Origin of the sequence: Acetobacterium wieringae, assembly GCF_001766835.1 — a bacterium.
Taxonomy (GTDB): domain Bacteria; phylum Bacillota; class Clostridia; order Eubacteriales; family Eubacteriaceae; genus Acetobacterium; species Acetobacterium wieringae.
Window position 1 is genome coordinate 1 of the sequence record NZ_LKEU01000017.1, and the last position, 19,189, is coordinate 19,189.

At 42.2% G+C, this 19,189-nt stretch carries 18 protein-coding genes and 1 pseudogene; 16 read left to right on the forward strand and 3 right to left on the reverse strand.

Annotation, left to right across the window (positions count from 1 at the left end; all coding sequences use genetic code 11):
- Positions 1-278, reverse strand: a pseudogene (locus tag ACWI_RS18385) (transposase); the annotation flags it as partial.
- 135 nt (positions 279-413) lie between these two features.
- Between ACWI_RS18385 and ACWI_RS03945 the strand changes: the two are divergent.
- The 7 genes from ACWI_RS03945 (at position 414) to ACWI_RS03975 (ending at position 7,717) form a co-directional block, all read left to right on the forward strand.
- On the forward strand, positions 414-1,049 hold the full coding sequence (locus tag ACWI_RS03945) for a Fic family protein (RefSeq protein ID WP_084633480.1): 636 nt from the start codon (positions 414-416) through the stop codon (positions 1,047-1,049).
- A 279-nt stretch (positions 1,050-1,328) separates the two neighbouring features.
- Entirely contained in the window at positions 1,329-2,495 is a 1,167-nt protein-coding gene (locus ACWI_RS03950; RefSeq protein WP_070370134.1) for a LegC family aminotransferase, read from the forward strand.
- Positions 2,496-2,622: 127 nt separating this feature from the next.
- On the forward strand, positions 2,623-2,853 hold the full coding sequence (locus tag ACWI_RS03955) for a type II toxin-antitoxin system MqsA family antitoxin (protein ID WP_070370135.1): 231 nt from the start codon (positions 2,623-2,625) through the stop codon (positions 2,851-2,853).
- 21 nt (positions 2,854-2,874) lie between these two features.
- Complete coding sequence (locus tag ACWI_RS03960; RefSeq protein ID WP_070370136.1) at positions 2,875-3,726, forward strand: transposase; 852 nt, start codon at positions 2,875-2,877, stop codon at positions 3,724-3,726.
- A 230-nt stretch (positions 3,727-3,956) separates the two neighbouring features.
- On the forward strand, positions 3,957-4,604 hold the full coding sequence (gene grpE / locus ACWI_RS03965; protein ID WP_070370137.1) for a nucleotide exchange factor GrpE: 648 nt from the start codon (positions 3,957-3,959) through the stop codon (positions 4,602-4,604).
- A gap of 21 nt (positions 4,605-4,625) precedes the next feature.
- Positions 4,626-6,461: an Hsp70 family protein gene (locus ACWI_RS03970; protein WP_070370138.1), complete on the forward strand. Its 1,836-nt coding sequence runs from the start codon at positions 4,626-4,628 to the stop codon at positions 6,459-6,461.
- Positions 6,462-6,472: 11 nt separating this feature from the next.
- The gene (locus ACWI_RS03975) at positions 6,473-7,717 is read left to right on the forward strand and encodes a J domain-containing protein (RefSeq protein ID WP_070370139.1); all 1,245 of its coding nucleotides are present in this window, start codon (positions 6,473-6,475) and stop codon (positions 7,715-7,717) included.
- A gap of 118 nt (positions 7,718-7,835) precedes the next feature.
- Here the strand turns inward: ACWI_RS03975 and ACWI_RS03980 are convergent, their stop codons facing one another.
- Positions 7,836-8,204, reverse strand: a complete 369-nt coding sequence (locus tag ACWI_RS03980; RefSeq protein ID WP_084633483.1) for an EscU/YscU/HrcU family type III secretion system export apparatus switch protein — start codon at positions 8,202-8,204, stop codon at positions 7,836-7,838.
- Positions 8,191-9,753, reverse strand: coding sequence for a hypothetical protein (locus ACWI_RS03985; protein WP_070370140.1), 1,563 nt, complete (start codon positions 9,751-9,753; stop codon positions 8,191-8,193). The genes ACWI_RS03980 and ACWI_RS03985 overlap by 14 nt, the downstream gene beginning before the upstream one ends.
- 376 nt (positions 9,754-10,129) lie before the next feature.
- Here ACWI_RS03985 and ACWI_RS03990 point away from each other — a divergent pair, with 376 nt between their 5' ends.
- The 9 genes from ACWI_RS03990 (at position 10,130) to fliF (ending at position 19,188) form a co-directional block, all read left to right on the forward strand.
- The gene (locus ACWI_RS03990) at positions 10,130-12,262 is read left to right on the forward strand and encodes a chemotaxis protein CheA (RefSeq protein ID WP_070370141.1); all 2,133 of its coding nucleotides are present in this window, start codon (positions 10,130-10,132) and stop codon (positions 12,260-12,262) included.
- A gap of 31 nt (positions 12,263-12,293) precedes the next feature.
- Positions 12,294-13,106, forward strand: coding sequence for a CheR family methyltransferase (locus tag ACWI_RS03995; protein WP_070370142.1), 813 nt, complete (start codon positions 12,294-12,296; stop codon positions 13,104-13,106).
- 93 nt (positions 13,107-13,199) lie between these two features.
- Positions 13,200-15,101, forward strand: a complete 1,902-nt coding sequence (fliD, locus tag ACWI_RS04000) for a flagellar filament capping protein FliD (protein WP_070370143.1) — start codon at positions 13,200-13,202, stop codon at positions 15,099-15,101.
- Between the two features lie 22 nt (positions 15,102-15,123).
- Positions 15,124-15,516: a flagellar export chaperone FliS gene (locus tag ACWI_RS04005; RefSeq protein WP_070370144.1), complete on the forward strand. Its 393-nt coding sequence runs from the start codon at positions 15,124-15,126 to the stop codon at positions 15,514-15,516.
- Position 15,517: 1 nt separating this feature from the next.
- A complete protein-coding gene (locus tag ACWI_RS04010; protein WP_070370145.1) occupies positions 15,518-15,913 on the forward strand; it encodes a flagellar protein FliT in 396 nt (131 codons plus the stop codon).
- A gap of 354 nt (positions 15,914-16,267) precedes the next feature.
- Complete coding sequence (gene flgB, locus ACWI_RS04015) at positions 16,268-16,672, forward strand: flagellar basal body rod protein FlgB (RefSeq protein ID WP_084633484.1); 405 nt, start codon at positions 16,268-16,270, stop codon at positions 16,670-16,672.
- Between the two features lie 2 nt (positions 16,673-16,674).
- Entirely contained in the window at positions 16,675-17,112 is a 438-nt protein-coding gene (gene flgC, locus ACWI_RS04020) for a flagellar basal body rod protein FlgC (RefSeq protein ID WP_070370147.1), read from the forward strand.
- Between the two features lie 12 nt (positions 17,113-17,124).
- Positions 17,125-17,448 carry a flagellar hook-basal body complex protein FliE gene (fliE, locus tag ACWI_RS04025; RefSeq protein WP_084633485.1) on the forward strand — a complete coding sequence of 108 codons (324 nt, stop codon included), beginning with the start codon at positions 17,125-17,127 and terminating at the stop codon, positions 17,446-17,448.
- A 144-nt stretch (positions 17,449-17,592) separates the two neighbouring features.
- Entirely contained in the window at positions 17,593-19,188 is a 1,596-nt protein-coding gene (gene fliF, locus ACWI_RS04030; protein WP_070370148.1) for a flagellar basal-body MS-ring/collar protein FliF, read from the forward strand.
- The last annotated feature ends 1 nt before the right edge of the window (position 19,189 follow it).

Consider the following 19,189-nt stretch of genomic DNA (forward strand, 5'->3'; position numbering starts at 1 on the left):
AGCAGTTCCAGTAGAAATGGAAGGGCCAGCTGAAACCCGGCGTGGCAGAAAGAAGGCAGGATACTCACGGTCTTACCGCAATGAATACAGTAATGGCGTTGTACCGGAATGGAGAAGACATCCTCATGCCAGATTACATGTCGGTGATAGATACCATGAAGATGGAGCCGCCTGCGGGTGAAACAATGAGGGCAGCTGTCAATGCGGACTCTTTCCGTGGTGTGGAATTCGTTGATGTAATCCAGTGGGTGTTCAGAAAAGTGTTCCAGGTGAACCATGGTTGATGCTTCCTTAAAGTGCATAATGATTAATCATTATACCATAGTTAAAAAGCCGGGTTTAGCTGGAATAATTTGATTAAATCAGGACTGTTTTGACACTTATAATTTGCTAATTAACACTATGAAAGATTGATGCAATTTGTTGCGAAACATTTGAATGATAAATTTTATCTGGAGAAAGATCAGAGAATAAATATAAGGGATAAGATTTTCAGAGAAGTGGCTTCCAATATCTTGATACATCGGGAGTTTGCTAATCCATTTCCGGCAAAGTTTATCATCGAGAACGAAAGGATTTATGCTGAAAACAGCAATAAAGCCCATGGACACGGCATTATTGATCCAAATAACTATTCGCCCTTCCCAAAGAATCCGACAATAGCTAAGGTTTTTAAAGAAATCGGGTTTGTTGATGAGTTGGGATCTGGTGTTAGAAACATTTTCAAGTACAATAGAATTTATTCAGGTGCAGAACCGGTCTTTATAGAAGGTGATGTCTTTAAGACGGTTATCCCATTGACCCCGCAAGCTACCCCGCAAGCTACCCCGCAAGCTACCCCGCAAGATACCCCGCAAGATGATAGAATTGCCGAATTGTTAGATTTTTGTAAAACGCCCAAAAGCAGGAAAGAAATTCAAGATTTTCTTGAAATAAAAGATAGAGAATATTTCAGGAAGAAAATATTAAATCCATTAATAAATGGTGGTTTATTAAAAATGACAAAGCCTGAAGCGCCCAAAAGTCCAAATCAGAAATATTATTCTTAGAAGAGACAGAGTAATGGTCCTGAGTGGAACACAGTGCCTGACCCCAACTTATATCAGCCACTGCGGCTAACAAAATGGCGCTAAAAAGTATCTATATCTGATACTAAAACTATGAACATATCGAATTTCAAGTCCCATTTTCAGGGACTTCAAGCTCATTCACAGTGCTTTTAGGAACAGGCAGGTGAGGTTCAAGAGTCCTAATCATTCTCAGTAATCGAGATGAAATAGGAAAAACTTCGAGTTATCTCGGCAATAAAAATGACAAGGAAAAGATCAATGAATCAAAAGTATATTCCACTATCAGTGCCTAATTTAAAAGGACGGGAACTTGAATATGTATCGCATGCCATTGAAACGGAATGGGTTTCATCTGGCGGTGCGTATATTGACGCGTTTGAAAAGCAATTAGCAGCTTATGTTGGTGCAAAAGGAGCGGTGGCCTGTCAAAGCGGGACAGCCGGTTTGCATATTGCATTACTTTGTTGCGGTGTGACACAGCAGGACGAAGTGATTGTACCGGCGCTGACATTTATTGCATCCGTTAACCCTGTCAGATATGTCGGTGCTGAACCAATCTTTATGGACTGCGATGACTCACTTAACTTGGATGCTGAAAAACTCCTGAAATTTTGTGAAGAGGAGTGCAGATTGATTAATGATCAATTAATCAATAAAAAAACCCAAAAACACATCAAGGCCATCATTGTCGTTCATGTCTTTGGGAACATGGCTGATATGGAAAAAATAATGGAGATTGCCAAAATATTCCATCTTTATGTGATTGAAGATGCGGCAGAAGCCATCGGCACCTATTATCTTGAAGGCAAATACGGCGGTCAATACGCAGGTACGATTGGGGACCTTGGTGTTTATTCGTTTAATGGAAATAAAATAATCACAACTGGCGGAGGCGGTATGATCGTCTCGCACAATGATCAACTCTTGAAAAAATCAAAACACCTGACAACCCAGGCCAAGAAAAATGAATTGTATTTTGAACATGACGAAGTTGGATATAATTACAGAATGACGAATCTCCAGGCCGCACTCGGGCTGGCGCAGTTGGAGAGACTTGAAGAATTTATAGCAATCAAGAAACGGAATTTTGAGCTTTATAAAAAGAATATTGAAAAGATACCCGGCTTGGCGATGCTTGCGTTTAAAGAAAATACTCGGCCAAATTACTGGTTTTATTCACTCTACTGCAATGCGGATTATCCCCTCAATCGGGATGAAATTATTGGTCTTCTGGCATCAAGTTCAATTCAGGCGAGGCCCATTTGGGCGTTAATCTGTGATCAGAAACCGTATCTTAACAATCAAGCCTATCGGATTGAAAAATCCAGAATGTATGTTAAACATATCATCAATCTTCCTTGCAGTACGAATCTGACGGAAGAAGAATTATTGCGTGTGGTAGGATGCTTGAATAGTAGCTTCTGACACCTTCCTAAGGATGATGGGTGCCTGACACCTATCTAAAAACTTAATGTTGGACATTTAGCAAACAGTGGTGTATACTGAGACCAAGATAGTGTTTTTACGGCGAATGACTGAAAAGGATATGAAAATGGATTGTTTTTTGTGTAAAGGGAAGCTGACAGAGTCAACAACCACCTATGTGGCTGACTTAGGAAACATCATTGTGATTGTTAAAAATGTACCTTGCCATAAGTGCATCCAATGCGGCGAAGAATCATTTAGTGGTACGGTTGTTGCACAATTAGAACGCATTGTTGATCAATTACGCAGTACATTAACAGAAATTGCTGTCGTTAATTATGACAATCGTGCTGCCTGAATTTTTCTAATGGAGGATGAGATGGGGAGAAAACCAAGGGTTGAATTTCAGGGAGCCACTTACCATGTGATCAAGCGGGGAAACAATCGCGATTATATCTTTCAGACTAGACAAGATAAAGAAGATTTTTTAGAATGCCTGGAAACGGCCAATGAGGAAGATGTCTTTAACCTGTTAGGCTATGTGATTATGGATAATCACTACCATTTGATTATCGAGACAAAAGAAGTGCCGCTGAATAAAATCATGCAGAAAATTAATAATACCTACAGCAAAAACTACAACAAGAGACACAATCGCAGGGATCACGTTTTTGGCGGCAGATATAAAAGTATTCTGGTAAACGATGACAAATACCTTTTGTCCCTGCTCCGATACATTCATGCGAATCCGGTCAGGGCTAAGATTCTTCACAATATGGCTGACTATGGCTGGAGCAGTGATCAGTTCTATCGCAATAATATAAAAAAGCAGGTGCATATTGATAAGATTTTAAAGATGTTTTCTGAAAACCGGATAGTGGCCTTGGTCGAATATAAAAATTTTATGGAACAGCAAGAAGACAAGATTAAGCCGAAAGATTTTTATGAAGCAGGTGCGGTTATTGGTGAAGAGGAAGAGAAAAGTAATAATCATTTGGGAAGCGGCCAGTACAATGAAAGCTTGGATGAAATTTTAAGACGTGTGGTTACCAATGAAGAAGCGTTTCAATTGATTAAGTCAGGATCAAGACAAAGATGCTTAAGTGCCGATAAGATTTCTTATGTCAAAGCGGCGGTGGAACAGGGCTACACCTTTAAAGAAATTGGTAAGAATATTGCGATATCGGCTGTAGCTGCCAATAAAATGTTTTTAAAACATCTAGATGCCTGACAACCATGTATCAACTTAATTATGGTCATTTAGCAAGCATTGGTGTATCGTGTAACAAGATATAGTTATCGTTGGTTATATATCTGAACACTTGGTGACGATGCATCTGGGCCAATAGAATATTCGAAGCTGTTTAAGTAGAAGGCGAAAAGAAAGACAATGGGCCTGATCCAACTTATATAATATAAAGAATACTTATAAGTGAAATGTGCAAAGGAGAGGAGCGAATAGTGAACTGGAAATTTTGGGAGCAGCAGAAGCCACTTGAGGATGACCGGCTTGGCAGTATTTCAGATGGGCTGAAGCAGCTTTTGGCAGCAACAAACGGGCAGCAGTTTGAGCAGTTGGAGATGCAGATTAAAGAAAATGCGGAGATGATCAATCGATTATCCCGATTACAATATAAAATGGGTCAGGAGTTAATCAATAAGGTGACGCCGATCTATGATAATCTTGGCGATGTGACACTACTTTGCCAAAAAGGACAGGCGGCTACTGAGCTGGCGATCCGGGAAAACAGTAACCAGATGTTAGTGTCGACCCTGATCGATTCGATCGATACAATCGATGGGGTGATGCAGAATACCTGCGGAAATATTCCCGATGAATGGCGGACTTTTTTAAAGACCATCCAGATTTCGGAGCTGGATGGACTGGCAAGGGTGGGCATTCGCGAGCTGGAGCTCCTGGGTTCAAGCTTTAACCCGATCTTTGCCGAAGCGGTTGAGGTCAGAGCAATCGATCAACTGACCGGGCAGAATAAAGCGATGCGTCCCTATGAGGTGATCGAAGTGCTGCGGCGGGGCTTTATCGATGGTGAAGGAAAAGTGGTCCGGAAAGCTCAGGTCATTACGCTCACTAGCAGCAACCAATTATAAATTAAGAAAGAGACAGTAAGTATGAATAATGAGTTAGTCGGAAAACGGCCCATTGTGGGAATCGATTTGGGTACAACCAATTCATCAGTGGCCTATATCAACGCCAGCGGTGAACCGGAAATTATCACTTCATTTAAAGGTGAGAAATTAATACCATCAGTCATTATGATTGACTTAAACAATCAGGTTGTCGTCGGACAGGAGGCTAAGGATGCGGTGATTGCCATGCCGGAGCGAACCCTGACAGCAGTCAAACGGAAGATGGGTCAAAAGGATGAACTACCGATTGCCGATCGCCGGTTGCTGCCGGAGGAAGCTTCGGCCATTATTTTAAAAGAACTGAAAAAATATGCCGATGCTGCCATGGGCGAAGGCGAAAAGGAAGCGGTTATTACCGTTCCGGCTTACTTTACCGATGAACAGCGTCGGGCCACCAAACAGGCCGGTGAAATTGCCGGATTTGTGGTGGAGCGGATCATCAATGAACCGACCGCCGCCGCTTTGGCATATGGTCTCAACAATCTTAAGAAAAAGGCCAATATCCTGGTTTATGATTTGGGTGGCGGCACTTTTGATGTTTCTGTTGTTGAAATGATGAAGGGCATTCTGGAGGTAAAGTCTTCGGCGGGCAATAATTTTCTGGGTGGCGAGGATTTTGACTGGAAGTTGGTTGATTTTCTGGCGGAATATATGATAAAGACCTATGACGTTGATCCCCGAGCCAGCATCCAGGCCAGGTATATCTTAAAAACAGAGGCTGAAAAAATAAAAATACTGCTTTCTAAAAAAGCGGTGGTTGAGATTGCCATTCCCATTGTCGTGGTCAAGGATCATAAGCCATTGGGAATCTATACCCAAATCACCCGGGAACAATTCGAGGCGATGATTGCGGAGTTTCTTGATGAAACGATGGTGCTGGTAAAAAAAGCGCTCGATGATGCTCAGCTGGACGTTTCTGAAATTCGTGATGTGCTGCTTGTCGGCGGCTCCACGGCGATTCCTAAAGTTGAGCAGTTACTGCAGGAATACTTTAACAAAAAACCCAAAAAAGAAATTCATCCCGAGGAAGCGGTGGCCTTGGGGGCGGCGGTTCAGGCCGGTATTAAGTCAGGCCAGTTGCTCAAGCAGCAGTTAATTGCCACTGACGTTGCCCCCTTTGCCATGGGCATTGCGGTGTTAAAGGTTGATGCCACTGACCGCCTGAAACCCGGCGGATTTCAGAAGATTATTGACCGAAACACCACCATTCCAGTGCGTAAGAGCGAACCATTTACCACCTGCTTTGATGGCCAGACCACGGTTTCGATTGAAGTCTATCAGGGGGAAGACGAATGGGTTGAGCACAACCATTTTCTGGGCGAGTTTCTGGTCGATGGCATTCCGCCGGCACCAGCCGGGATGGAAGGCATAAATGTCAGCTTTTTTTATAACATCAATGGCATTCTGGAAGTAACCGCCGAATTAGAGTCGACCGGAAAGAAAGTCATTGTCAACATGCAAGATGAACTGCAACGGGACTCGATGGAGGTCTTTCGGGCAAGTGTCAAGAAGATTGAAGCGCTGCTGGAAACAAAAACAGCAGAGCATCTGAGCAGTCACACTCAAATGAGTTTTATCGATGCATTTGATTTTGAGGATGAAAAGGATTTTGGCTATCCAGATCTGGAAAATCAGGATCTGGAAGTCCTGAAACAGGAGCTTGAGCAACTTCGGACCGATTTGTCAGGCAGGATAAACGTAGATGAGAATCAGATCCTAGAGCTAATTGAGGCAGCGATAACCACGCAGGAAAGAAGTGCCATGATTGAAGCCATTGAAGAAGCAACAGATTTGCTGATAAAACTGGATTTGGATTAGGGAGTGGCAGCATGTTTAAAAAAGGTATTTTTGATCAACGGAAAAACAACCAATTGGAAGATTATTACAAGATTCTGGGAACAACTGCCAAGGCCGGTCCGGAAAAAATAAAAGAGCGCTATTTTGAAAAACTAAGAGCGTTTCCGCCGGAAACCCATCCGGAAGAATTTCAACAGATCAGAAAAGCTTATGAGACACTGAAAAATCCCGATGAACGGCGAAAATATGATATTCTGAGAAAATTCGGGCCCAAAATAGAAAAAGAAATGAACAATGCCATGCTCCAAGTCATGACCGGAAATGAAAAGGCGGCCCATAAGACCTTGTCTAAAATAATTGAAATGGATCCGGATAATGTTCAGGGATATTTAATTAAGGCCGAACTGTATCTGGAACAGAATAATCTGGCAGATTTCGAAATTTACTTTCAAAAAGCAATCGATAAATTAAAGACAGAAGAGGGTGCAGACCTTGCTTTTTTAAAAATAGCATTGTTGGCGGAACATGGTTACATGGAAGCGGCACAAAAGGAAATAGTCTGTTCAAAAGAACGCTATCCGGCTTCTGCGACGCAGTTTGATCAGATTTCTATCAGAGTCTATCGGGGCTTGCGGGACTATGAAAATCTATGGCAGATTACTTCTAAGTTAGTGCCGCCGATCAAGGAAAGTCAACCGGATCACATCTATCTGATGATTGACTGGTTAATTGCCGGACTGGAACTGGAAAAAAAGAAGAAAATCAGCCACATTATCAGTCGTATGAAAAAACTGCTCCGTTTGATCGAGGATCAGGAAGAACGAGACTATTTGACCAGCGTTTTTGTCGACGAATACTGTGGTTATCATGATGTCGGACGTTTTGAAGACGCAATGGCGTTTATTGAGCTGGCCTTGTTTATTGATAAAAATGACAAGGAACTGCAAGCCTTAAAAAAAGAACTGGTGCCACTGGTAGCCCTGGATGCCACAATTCGACGTCTGGATTGTGATTGCTATCTGATTCCCTATCTAAAAGTCGTGGCGCTCAAACATTTTTATGAAAGCTTTGACATCGAACCGGAAGAAGGCTTTAGTGCGGATTATTATCAAACAATTGCAGAATATAAGGATTGTAATGAAGAGATTGCCTGGGGAATTATGCAGATCAAAAAAAGATATCCTGCTGTTTATAAAGCGTTTCAAAGCGACTGGGAAGCCTTATTTGCAGAGCATACCGCCGGTTTGAATCGTGAAGCCAAGCGGCGACTGAGATAGGCATCTATGTGTGACAATCTGAGCGATCAAAATATGGGCCGCCAAGTATAAATCAGAAAATGCCTTATATTTTCTAGGCGATTCAGTTGTTTTGAGGCTGATAACCAATAACTACGCTTCAAAACAACCGATCCCCGACATCATTCCCCTCTGCTAAATTAAGCAGCGAGACATAAATATTCACCACAATCTGAAACAGCTCAGGGGGAATTTCCTGGCCCATTTGGAGCTTTGACAGCAGGGTCGCAGCAGAGTCATCGTGGTAAATGGGGATGCCATTTTCTTCAGCGACATTTAATATATTCTGGGCGACAAAACCCGTCCCGGCGGCAACAATCACCGGAGAATTATTTTTTTCCGGATCATAGCGCAGAGCGGTTACCTTAAGTGGTTTGTTCGGATCATTTTGATCGTCGCTGGTATTTTTTTTTATCTGGCCGTCCTGAATATGGACGGCCTTTGTTTTTTTATTTTTAGATGGTGACATCGAGTCCTACCTTTCGAAAAGCCAGTTTGGGAAATCGCTGCAGGATGGTTTGGCTTTGGGTGTATTCACCAACCCCATATCCAGCCAGGGAATAACCCTGTTCCTCAACGATGGTTTTTAATTGTTCACGGGTGGATTTTAAGGTTTCCACCAGGGGGGCGGGTGATTTGATATTGAGGGTAATATTCTTATCCCGGGCCAGCAACTCCACCTCAAAATTGCCATAGCGGTCTGATTGGATGGTGAAAAAGATATCGGTGGCGTTCTCGGCCTTTCCTTTTTCACCTTTTTTGGCAGTGGGGTCTTTATCCACAAAAAACTCGCCATAGGAGTTTTCGTCCAGAAAGCGCAGGGGAATTAAAAAGTGCATAATCGTCAGAATCGGGCTTTCATTCCGAACCATGGTTTCTAACAGGCTGTGGGCTGAATTGATGATTTTACTGGAGTTGTTTTCATCCAGGGCCTGTTCCAGTAGTTGCGCCAGGGCCACCTTTTCACCTTCACCAGGATTTCGGGAAGAAGATTCCAGCCGTTCAGCTAAAATCTCGGCTTCTTTAGCATGACGAAAAAGCTGATTTTTCATTTCCACAATATCACTGTCGGTTAAATTGGAAAGTGGTTTTAAAGCCTGGGAAAACCGCAGCACGGCCGCTTCCAGCTGCTCAGGATTGCCTTTGTCATAACGGACAATATGATCAATGATGGTGGCTATCGACTGATAGGTTTTATCGCTATAGGCTTGTGACTGCAAAATCTGCCGCAGGGCCGGGATGGTTTCGTTTTTAAGTAGTTGCTGGATTTCCTGATAGTTGAGGTTTTTTAATTGCAACAGCTCTTCAATCCGGGCCAGACGTTGTTCAAGCTGGTCACCCAGTTTACCATTTTGGGCAGCTTTTAAATTGATCAGGTTTTGCAACTCCTGATTGGGTTGTTCAAGGCCGTTTGATTTACTTAATACAGCTTCCAGTTTGATCAGTTGCTGCTCAAGTAGAGCCCGCTCCTTGGAGGGGAGGGTCATCAGTAAACGGCTGCTTTCCAAAAAAATCCCATTGAGGGTCTGGTTGCGATTGACATAGGCGTCATAATGACGAAGAATTGATACGATGGCATCCTTTAACTGGGGGTAACCTTCCAGTTTAGCCAGTGATCGAAGGCTGTCAAAAAAAGCCCCCTTAAAGATCGAGTCGGTTTTATCCCGGAGCAGCAGCTCGCTGAGAAGATCCTGAGAATTGATAAAAATACCATCCAGAATTTCCTTGGGAATGGCACCGGCAGAGGATTCAAAAAGCTCGGAGATCAGCACCAGTTTGCGTAGGGCATCGGCTTCGGCGGTGGTGCTGTTCATCAGCGGCTTTAATATTTCTTTTTGTAAATTTTGAAATAGGGTTTCCCGGAAACTCTCCTTTTGGTAGTTTTCTGACACCGGTTCTATTTTTACAGCGTTATCAAGGTTATTGATGTCAAAAATAGAATCACTGGGGGTATGTTTACTGGGTATATCGGTGACTTTGGGGGTGGAAACGGTAGAGGTGATTTTGATACTATCCAACAGAGAGCTCCTTCCTGTTTAAAATTACGGTTAGTTATGACGAAGTGTCTAAAGTCTCATGTTAGTTAAGATTATACTGTATTAGCAAAAGATAATCAATCATTTCAGTAGCTATTTGCTGGTAAGATCAGAAATGATAAAGTTTTGACTGATTATAAAACGTCTTTTATTATACTAAGGATTCATGGGATTTAGTCGATATAATATGTGACAAATAATTAATAAGGGACATTTACAGAAAACGGGTTGTAAATGGTGATAAAGTCTGCTAAACAGGGGTATATTAATAGCGATCAAAAAAATAAAGTGCATTTAGCACAAAAACCCGATATAATAAAATAAGCCAAAAATTTCGTGTATATAAAGGATGGACAAAATGAGTAATTATGATTCTGGAAATGATTCCATTTTAGAGATGTATATTTTTGAATCGGAAACCCTGCTTGATCAATTAGAGGAAATATTACTTCAATCTGAGGACAATGCGGAACTGACACCGGATGACATTAATGAAATCTTCCGGATTATGCATACCATCAAAGGGTCTTCAGCGATGATGGAATTTGACATGCTGGCGCATTCTGCCCATAAGTTGGAGGATCTGTTTTTCGTTATTCGGGAAAACGGCATCAAACCGGAGGACTTTGGGGATTTGATGGATCTGGTACTTAATTTCTCCACCTTCTTAAAGGGAGAAGTTGAAAAGATCAAGAACAACGAGACCCTGCTGGATGAAAACGAAGAATTAACCGGTGAAACAGATGCCTTTTTAAATCGAATTAAAGGCTTGGTGACGGAAACCCCTGAACAAGCCCAGGCGCAAGCGATGGAAAACCAATCAGATGATGAATCAATCACATTGGCAGCGGCTATGGAAGATGATTTGTTTGGCGATATGAATTTTGATGAGACCCGAAACGATGCAGATACGGATCATGAAGATCTCGTTTCAAACGACGAAAAGCCCAATCTTTACTGTATTCATACCCGCTTTAATGAAGACTCACAGATGGAAAATATCCGGGCCTTTATGCTGGTTAACAAACTGGAATCCATTGGCAAGGTCTCAAAAACAGTTCCAGAGCAACTCAATAATAATCCTGAGGCTGCTGGCATTATTCTCAAGAACGGCTTCTTTTGTCATGTTGAAACCACGGCCGATAAGGAAACCATTGAAAATATTGCCCTGAGTATTTTATCGGTTAAAAGTATCGAATTTTTGGATTGTGCCCAGGAAGAAATTATCGAACCAGAAATTGAAGCAAAACCGGAAGTGGTTGAGACTGGGAAAAAGACACCTGAAAAGGTGGTTGATGCCAATAAACAAAAAAATAATGTCCAGAATCTGATCAGTGTTGATCTGAATAAGCTCGATACCCTGATGAATCTGATCGGGGAAATTGTTATTACTGAATCGATGGTTTTTGGCAGTGTCGGTATGGAAGGCAAGCGGGATGAAAGTTTTGAAAAGGCTTCCACCCAATTACAGAAACTCACTGATGAGCTTCAGGATATCGTTATGTCCATTCGGATGATTCCCATCTCGGGCACCTTTAAAAAAATGCAGCGGATTGTCCGGGATGTGGGCAAGAAGTTAAAAAAAGAAGTTGAATTTATTACCATGGGTGAAAGCACCGAGGTTGACAAAACCATCATCGATGGAATTGCCGACCCACTGATGCATCTGGTTCGAAATGCCATGGATCATGGCCTTGAAAGTGCGGCAGAGCGAATTGCCGTTGGTAAGAACCCGGTGGGCAAGGTCATTCTCTCGGCCCAGAATGTTGGGGGCGACATCATTATTTCGGTTAGTGATGACGGCAAGGGGCTGGATCCGGCCGGGATTCTGGAAAAAGCCAAAGAAAAAAAGCTGCTGGTTAAACCCGAAGAAGAGTATTCTGAAAAAGAAATTCTCAATCTGATCATGGCTCCCGGTTTTTCCACCAAAGAAACCGTGACAGAGTTCTCAGGTCGTGGGGTTGGGATGGATGTGGTAAAGAAGAATATTGAAAAGGTTGGGGGCTCTATTTCCATCGAAAGTGAAAAAGGCTCCGGCACCAATATCTTCCTGAAAATTCCCTTGACCTTATCAATTATTTCCGGGATGGAGGTTCTGGTAGGGGAAGATATTTATGAAATCCCCATCAGCAATATTCGGGAAACCTTTAAGATTACTGCTAACCAACTGATTAAAGACCCGGATAACAATGAAATGGTCATGATCCGAGGGGTATGCTACCCGCTGATTCGTCTCCACGATATTTTCGAAGATAAAAAATGTGAAACCCACATTGAAGATGGGATCCTGATGTTAGTGGATTCAGGCGACACCTTTGCCTGTTTGTTTATGGATGATCTGATTAAGAAACATCAGATCGTGGTTAAACCGATCCCCAAATACTTAAACCATTATTCAATTAAAAACTCGGGGATTGCCGGCTGTACGATTCTGGGAAATGGGAGCATCAGCCTGATTGTTGATATCCCGGCGATTTTAGATCATTATTGAGAAGCGTTCAAAAAAACACGAGGTAAAGAAAATGATAAAACTTAAGGAAGACGAATTTCAGGCCATCACAACCTATGTGCATTCCAATTATGGAGTCGATTTACGGAAAAAGCGACACCTGATTGAAGGCCGTTTGAGTCATTATGTTTCCCAATTGGGTTATGACAACTATATGGATTATTTTGAGTATGTAAAAACCGATAAAAAAAATGATGAAATCAGTGTGCTCATAAATAAGCTGACTACCAATCATACCTATTTTTTACGGGAAAGTGAACATTTTGATTTTTACAAACAACAGGTGCTTCCTTGGGTGGATGAAACAACCAAAACCAGGGATCTGCGGGTCTGGAGCGCTGGTTGTTCCTCGGGCCAGGAGCCGTATACCCTGGCCATGATTACCCATGATTATCTGGGGAGTAAGCTTAACACCTGGGACAGTACCATTCTAGCATCTGACATTTCCGATCGGGTATTAATGACGGCTAAATCCGGTGTATATTCTAAAGAAGAGCTGTCCAAGATTCCCATGGAATGGAAACGGAAGTATTTTAAAGATTATGATGAAGAATATCTGTCCGTGACCGAGCCGATCCGCAAAGGCGTGGCCTATCGGAACTTCAATTTGTTGTCCCGATTCCAGTTTAAAAAACCCTTTCATGCCATTTTCTGCCGGAATGTGATGATTTATTTTGACAAACCGACCAAGAACAGTGTGGTGCAAAAATTCTATGATGCCCTACTCCCGGGAGGTTACTTTTTTATCGGACAAAGCGAATCGCTGGCCTCGGTAGAGCATAACTTTAAATATGTCAAACCGTCTATTTATCAAAAAGAAGGCTAAAGTTTTTTTGAGGTGGGCCGATATAGTAGATAGTGAATAATAAAAAAGCAATCTTGGAAAAATAGATTTAAATTTAAGTTTGGAGGGATACAAATGGCAACTTCAGTTAATTCTTCAACAAGTGCATTATCATCGTTGTCAGCAAAAACCGGAATGGCTGGCCTGGTTTCGGGCCTGGATACCGATTCGTTGGTCGAAAGCCTGACAAGTGCCAGTCGGTCAAAAATTGCAAAAAGTCAACAGAAAGTCCAGACAATGGAGTGGAAACAGGCGGCTTATCGTAATGTTTCAAAAACACTCAAAGAATTCCAAAGCAAGTATCTGGATGTTTTATCAACAACTAATTTTCGAAGTGCATCGTTTTACAACACGATCAAATCATCAAGTGCTTCGACTAAAATATCCGTTTCGAGCACAAGTGCAGCATCCGCTGGGAATATCACAATCAATAAAATTACCCAACTGGCGACTAATCAGACAGTAACAGGAACAGATCCTGCTACAAAACCGTTAAGTGGCTCTGGAGCGGTAGAAATTGGGAATCTTTTAGCTGGTTTAGAAACCGAAAGCAAATCTTTTTTATTGAAGATGGATGGACAGGTACGAACAATTACTTTAGATGCAGCATTTAAAACGGCAGTTGAGCAACCGGGTGTTTCAATCCAAAGTTTTGAAGCAGCACTGCAGACAAAAATTGATGATGCTTTTGGTAAAAAAAGTAATGGCGACCCGCTAATCAAGGTTTCAATGTCTGCGGGGGGGGTCTTAGACTTAAAGGCATCCGGTTCGCAGCTAACAGTAAATGCTTTAAATAACGATAACGTTACGTTAGGGAAGCTAAAGTTGTCAGACGGGCAAACAGATCGGATCAGTACAACAAAGACTTTGGCAGATATTGCTTCGTCTTTAGAGATTCCGCTGACCGGTGATGAATTTAATTTTTCAATAAACGGAAAACAGTTTAACTTCAAAAGTACGGATTCACTTTCAGCTGTAATCAGTAAGGTGAACACCAGCGATGCTGGTGTTACGATGGCTTATTCTTCAATTACTGATAAATTTACCTTAACCTCCAAAGTCAGCGGTGCCGGTGATAATATAAAAGTAACCGAGACACCCGGTGGGTTAATGGAATCACTGGGATTAGCGGGTGCCGGAGCAAAAAAAACAGACGGTTTAAATGCGGAATTAATTGTTAACAACCAATCCATCGTACGCACATCCAACTCGATCGAGGTGGACGGTGTCAAGATTGAATTACTGGAAAAGAGTGAGGAAGCAATAACAATTAACTCTAAAGCTGACGCAAACAATTTAAAAGATACCATCAAGAATTTTGTCACAGATTATAATAATATGATCGAAATGATGAATAAGCTGGTTAAGGAAAATGCAGATTCCAACTTTCCGCCATTAACTGAAGACCAGAAAGCCGATATGAGTGAAAAAGAAATTGAAAATTGGGAAAAGAAAGCCAAGGTAGGTTTGCTACAAAACGACAGCATTTTAAAAGGAATTGCATCAAAAATGCAGTCGATGATTTACGGTTCAGCAGTTAGTGGTGGGATCAGTCTTAATGATTTGGGGATTACATCGGCAGGTTATTCAGAAAATGGTAAACTAAAAATCGACGAAGCCAAATTGACAACGGCGCTTGAAACAAAGGGATCAGCTATTCAAGAACTGTTTACCACCGAAAAAACGGGGATTGCCCAGCAACTCAACGAAATTATCAACACTGCCGCCAAGACTTCCGGTAGTAAAGGGTCAAGAGGGTCACTTATTGAAATGGCTGGTTATGAATCAACCCTATCAAATACTGAAAATAGTATTACAGAATCAATCACAAAAACGAATAAGAGTATCACCAGCTTGAAAACGAAGTTGAAAACCGAAGAAACCTATTATTGGAATAAGTTTTCAGCCTTAGAAACAGCACTTCAGCAATTAAACACCCAAAGCTCAATGATCACCTCATTTGGATCAAGTTCATAAGCTCGGAAAGGGGGAGAACGTAATGCAATATGCCAATGCTTATCAGGAATCAAAGCGCTATGCCATAGAATCCTTATCAAAAGGAGAAGTGGTCATCAAACTTTTCGAAGAAGCAGAAAAACAGGTAAAAATGGGCATCATCCTAATTCAGAAGGATAGTTTCGCAAAAGCATACAATTGTATTGCAAAAGCGCAAAAGGTTATCAATTCACTGAATCTTTCGTTGGATATGCAATACCCCATTTCAATTGAGCTCAATCAAATGTACAGTTTTATTTTTAATAAACTGGGGGAAGCTAATGCCAGTCGGGATATTCAGTTAATGCAAAGTCTATTAGGCTTAATTATCGATCTGAAAGACTCATTTAAGGAAGCAGAAAAAATCAGCAACCCTGCAAAATCCCGGGGACTTTAAAATGAATGCTAATTCACATGAATTATGCCAGGAAAAAGTTCTTATTCTGAAAGAATACGTAGCCAAAGGTGAGGAAATTCTCAGTAGTATTGAAGACTGGGAAAATCTGGCAACAATCCTGGAAGAACGGGATCAATTGCTGCTCCGATTAAAAAATATGGAAGATCAGTTCGCAGAGCTTAAGGGAAATCAGATCTGTACAGTTGAAGAAAAAGGGCAGATCGACAGTTTGATCAAACTGATTACAGATATGGATCAAAACTGCATCCAGTTGATCAAAGCAGAACAGCAAAAAACCTTGCAGGATTTGAAGAAAAACCAGCAAAATCAAAAAGTGGCCGACTACGAAATCAGTTTGACCCCAAGCTATGGTACCTTTCTGGATGCCAAAAAATAAATTGAATAGAAAGCCTTTTTAAAAAGCAACTGCGGTTGCTTTTTTTGTATCACAGAATATAATAGAGATGCGGGATCAGAATGATAATATTATGATATTGATTTCTAGTATTTTCGATAAACTTTACAATAATTAGCGTGATCGATAAGAATAAGTGTACCAAACTTAATTACAACTAAGCAAGGGGATATTTTTATTTGTCGTTTCCGGTAAATTATGGTATCATGTTACAGTACGATAGTATTGTAATTTGCGATTTAGTAGCAGCATATGCGAAAATAGTTTTAAATAAAACAATCAGTCAAGATAATTTTGAAAATACAGCTGGTGATCAAACCGGCACACAAGGAGGCCATGATGATTGGTGATTCAATAACCTCAGCCTTATATCAAAAAGCTTTGGATGGCACCTGGCAACGACAAAAGGCTACCAGCAATAACATTGCCAACTCTGAAACACCGGGCTATAAAGCGGTAAAAGTCAACTTTGAGGATTCATTAAAGGCTGAAATCAATAAGCTGAAGACCACTGGAAGTTCCACCGCTTTTCTTGACAAGATGGAAAGCATTGAGTCCATCGAAAATTCAAAAATCAGCGTCTATGAAGGTGCGACTTCCAGTCGTCTGGATGAAAATAACGTCGATCTGGAATCAGAAAATATTGATATGTCCAAGTCGGTGTTGCAGTATTATTATCTGGTTCGGGGAGTCTCAGACTCCTATTCCCGATTAAAATATGCGGTTAACGGAGGAAAATAATAATGAGTTTCTTAAGTACTTTTAATATTTCCGGCTCAGGAATGACGGCGCAAAAATATCGGCTGGATATTATTTCTCAGAATATTGCTAATGCCCAGGTAACCAGAACCGAAGCTGGTGGCCCCTATCGCCGAAAAATGACCGTGCTGAGTAGTGTCAGTACCGGAACCTTTCAGGATGCCTTAAAAACAGCAACTGGCGTGGTTCAAAAAGATGGCGTTCAGGTTGAGGCTGTTATCGAAGACGAATCAGCCTTGGTACCGGTTTATGATCCCACCCATCCCGATGCCAATGCCCAGGGCTACGTTATGTATCCCAATGTGAATACCGCCCAGGAAATGACGGATGCCATGGGCGCCAGTCGGGCTTATGAAGCCAATGTGACGGCCTTTAATGCGACCAAGTCAATTGTTTTAAAGGCCCTGGAAATTGGCCGATAAAAGGAGGAAAATATGTTTATAGTTCCAATGACCTCAATTATGGGCACAACTGGTATTGGTTCGGTTACTGGTAACCCTGCTGCAAGTACAACTACAGCCTCAGAAACCGGAGTAGCTGGCGATTTTCAGAATATTTTAAATGATGTAATTAACAATGTGGAAGAAACTGAAGCCGTCACCAAGGTTGATGCTTACAATCTTTCCATTGGTAACATGGATGATATGCACACCATGATGATTAACACCGCAAAGGCGGATGTAGCCCTGCAAACCATGGTTCAACTCCGCAATAAAGTGTTGGAAGCATACCAGACAGTTATGAATACCGGCTTGTAAACTTGAACTTGAAGAAATACCTTTTAAACCTGGTGGAGGATGCCGATCGGAGAATTTTATTTGATGTTCAGTATCCCCTCTTTGTATGCACGGATTTAATAATCGGGATTGACATAAACTATTTTGGATGGATAAATAAAGACGATGAATGAGAAGATTAAGGGCTACTTAGAGAAAATTAAAAACCTATGGACCGGAACATCCAAGAAAGTCAAGATTTTGTTGATTGGCGGGGTTGTGCTGGTCTTATTGGCGTCCATCGGACTGACTGCGCTGCTCAATTACAAGGAGTACGTGCCGCTTTTTGAAGACCTGACTCAGGCCGAAACAACTGAAATTATGGCCGCCCTGACAGAGATGGAGGCGGACGTCAAGCTGGATGCCAGTGGCAATATCATGGTGCCAAAAGAAGACGAGGCTCAGGTTCGTATGGAGCTGGCCACGGCGGGCTATCCCAAAGACGGATTGAGTTACTACGTCATTCAAGACAACAGCAGTATGCTGTCCACCGACTATGAGCGTAAGCAATACGAAAACATGCAGCTTCAGGAGCGGATTGGTGCCAGTATTAAAACCCTGGACGGAGTTAAAGATGCCATTGTCACGATTTCGGTACCAGTGGAAAATGTTTTTTATTTACAGGAAACCGAAGCAACCACCGCATCAGTTATTATTCATTTAGAAACCGGAGCAACCCTGACAAAAGAGCAGATCGCAGGAATCCAGAACCTGGTGGCTAAATCAGTAGCTGGGTTGACAAAGGATAATATTGCCCTTACCGATGGTGAAGGCAATGATTTGACTAATAGTTTGACAGCTTCCAATGGTGGCGAGTCCAAGATGAAGCTGACCAAAGCGATTGAAAATGATCTGACCCAAAAAGTCAATAACGTTTTGGATGGCCCCTATGATCCTTCCCAGTTTAAGGTATCCGTAACGGCGACCCTTAATACCGACGCCGTTAAGCAGGAGGCGACTGTTTACACCCCGTCGCCGGATGGTGATAATTCTGGGGTGATCAATCAGGAATCGTCCAGCATGGCGATTGCCAACGAAGATGGCACGGTTGGCGGTGTTGCCGGAACCACCGGGAATACCGATGTCACCACCTATGCCCAGAATGCTCTGACCAACGGTGGGGTCGTTACCGGAATCAATGAAAATACCACTTATTCGGTGAGTCAGGAAATTACTCAAACCGAAAAATTGGATCCGGCCATCGAAACCGTGTCGATTGGGATTGCCATCAACGATCCGGCAATGACTCCGGTAGCCCGGGAGAATCTGGTGCAACTGGTAGCCTTTGCTGCTGGAGTAACCCCGCAAAGCGTTACCGTGCGGAACTTTGAATTTGCCCAGGCCGAGGAAGAACCCGTAGCAGAACCGGTTCTTACCACAGAGCGATTGCTGGTGTTTGGTGGAATTGGCGCTGGGGTATTGCTGCTGTTACTGGTGCTGTTGTTTGTGCTGACCAGAGGCAAAAAGAAAAAGGGCGATGGCAAAGAAAAGAAAAAGAAACGGGGCAAACGAGGCAAAGACATCGAAGATGCCTTTGCGACCGGTGAAGATACCGAAACAGATGATTTATTTGGTGCGCTGGCAGCAGACAAAACGGAACCAATTGAGCCAATCCATCCACTTAAAGATGATAAAAAGGAAAAGATCAAAGAGTTTGCCACCACAAATCCAGAAATTGCGGCGCAGTTGTTTAAATCGTGGCTGAAGAATGAAAGCGAATAGA

Coding starts and splice junctions, on each gene's coding strand:
- ACWI_RS03945 (WP_084633480.1), top strand. CDS start 414: ATGCAATTTGTTGCGAAACATTTGAATGATAAATTTTATCTGGAGAAA.
- ACWI_RS03950 (WP_070370134.1), top strand. CDS start 1,329: ATGAATCAAAAGTATATTCCACTATCAGTGCCTAATTTAAAAGGACGG.
- ACWI_RS03955 (WP_070370135.1), top strand. CDS start 2,623: ATGGATTGTTTTTTGTGTAAAGGGAAGCTGACAGAGTCAACAACCACC.
- ACWI_RS03960 (WP_070370136.1), top strand. CDS start 2,875: ATGGGGAGAAAACCAAGGGTTGAATTTCAGGGAGCCACTTACCATGTG.
- ACWI_RS03970 (WP_070370138.1), top strand. CDS start 4,626: ATGAATAATGAGTTAGTCGGAAAACGGCCCATTGTGGGAATCGATTTG.
- ACWI_RS03975 (WP_070370139.1), top strand. CDS start 6,473: ATGTTTAAAAAAGGTATTTTTGATCAACGGAAAAACAACCAATTGGAA.
- ACWI_RS03980 (WP_084633483.1), bottom strand. CDS start 8,204: ATGTCACCATCTAAAAATAAAAAAACAAAGGCCGTCCATATTCAGGAC.
- ACWI_RS03990 (WP_070370141.1), top strand. CDS start 10,130: ATGAGTAATTATGATTCTGGAAATGATTCCATTTTAGAGATGTATATT.
- ACWI_RS03995 (WP_070370142.1), top strand. CDS start 12,294: ATGATAAAACTTAAGGAAGACGAATTTCAGGCCATCACAACCTATGTG.
- fliD (WP_070370143.1), top strand. CDS start 13,200: ATGGCAACTTCAGTTAATTCTTCAACAAGTGCATTATCATCGTTGTCA.
- ACWI_RS04005 (WP_070370144.1), top strand. CDS start 15,124: ATGCAATATGCCAATGCTTATCAGGAATCAAAGCGCTATGCCATAGAA.
- ACWI_RS04010 (WP_070370145.1), top strand. CDS start 15,518: ATGAATGCTAATTCACATGAATTATGCCAGGAAAAAGTTCTTATTCTG.
- flgB (WP_084633484.1), top strand. CDS start 16,268: ATGATGATTGGTGATTCAATAACCTCAGCCTTATATCAAAAAGCTTTG.
- flgC (WP_070370147.1), top strand. CDS start 16,675: ATGAGTTTCTTAAGTACTTTTAATATTTCCGGCTCAGGAATGACGGCG.
- fliE (WP_084633485.1), top strand. CDS start 17,125: ATGTTTATAGTTCCAATGACCTCAATTATGGGCACAACTGGTATTGGT.
- fliF (WP_070370148.1), top strand. CDS start 17,593: ATGAATGAGAAGATTAAGGGCTACTTAGAGAAAATTAAAAACCTATGG.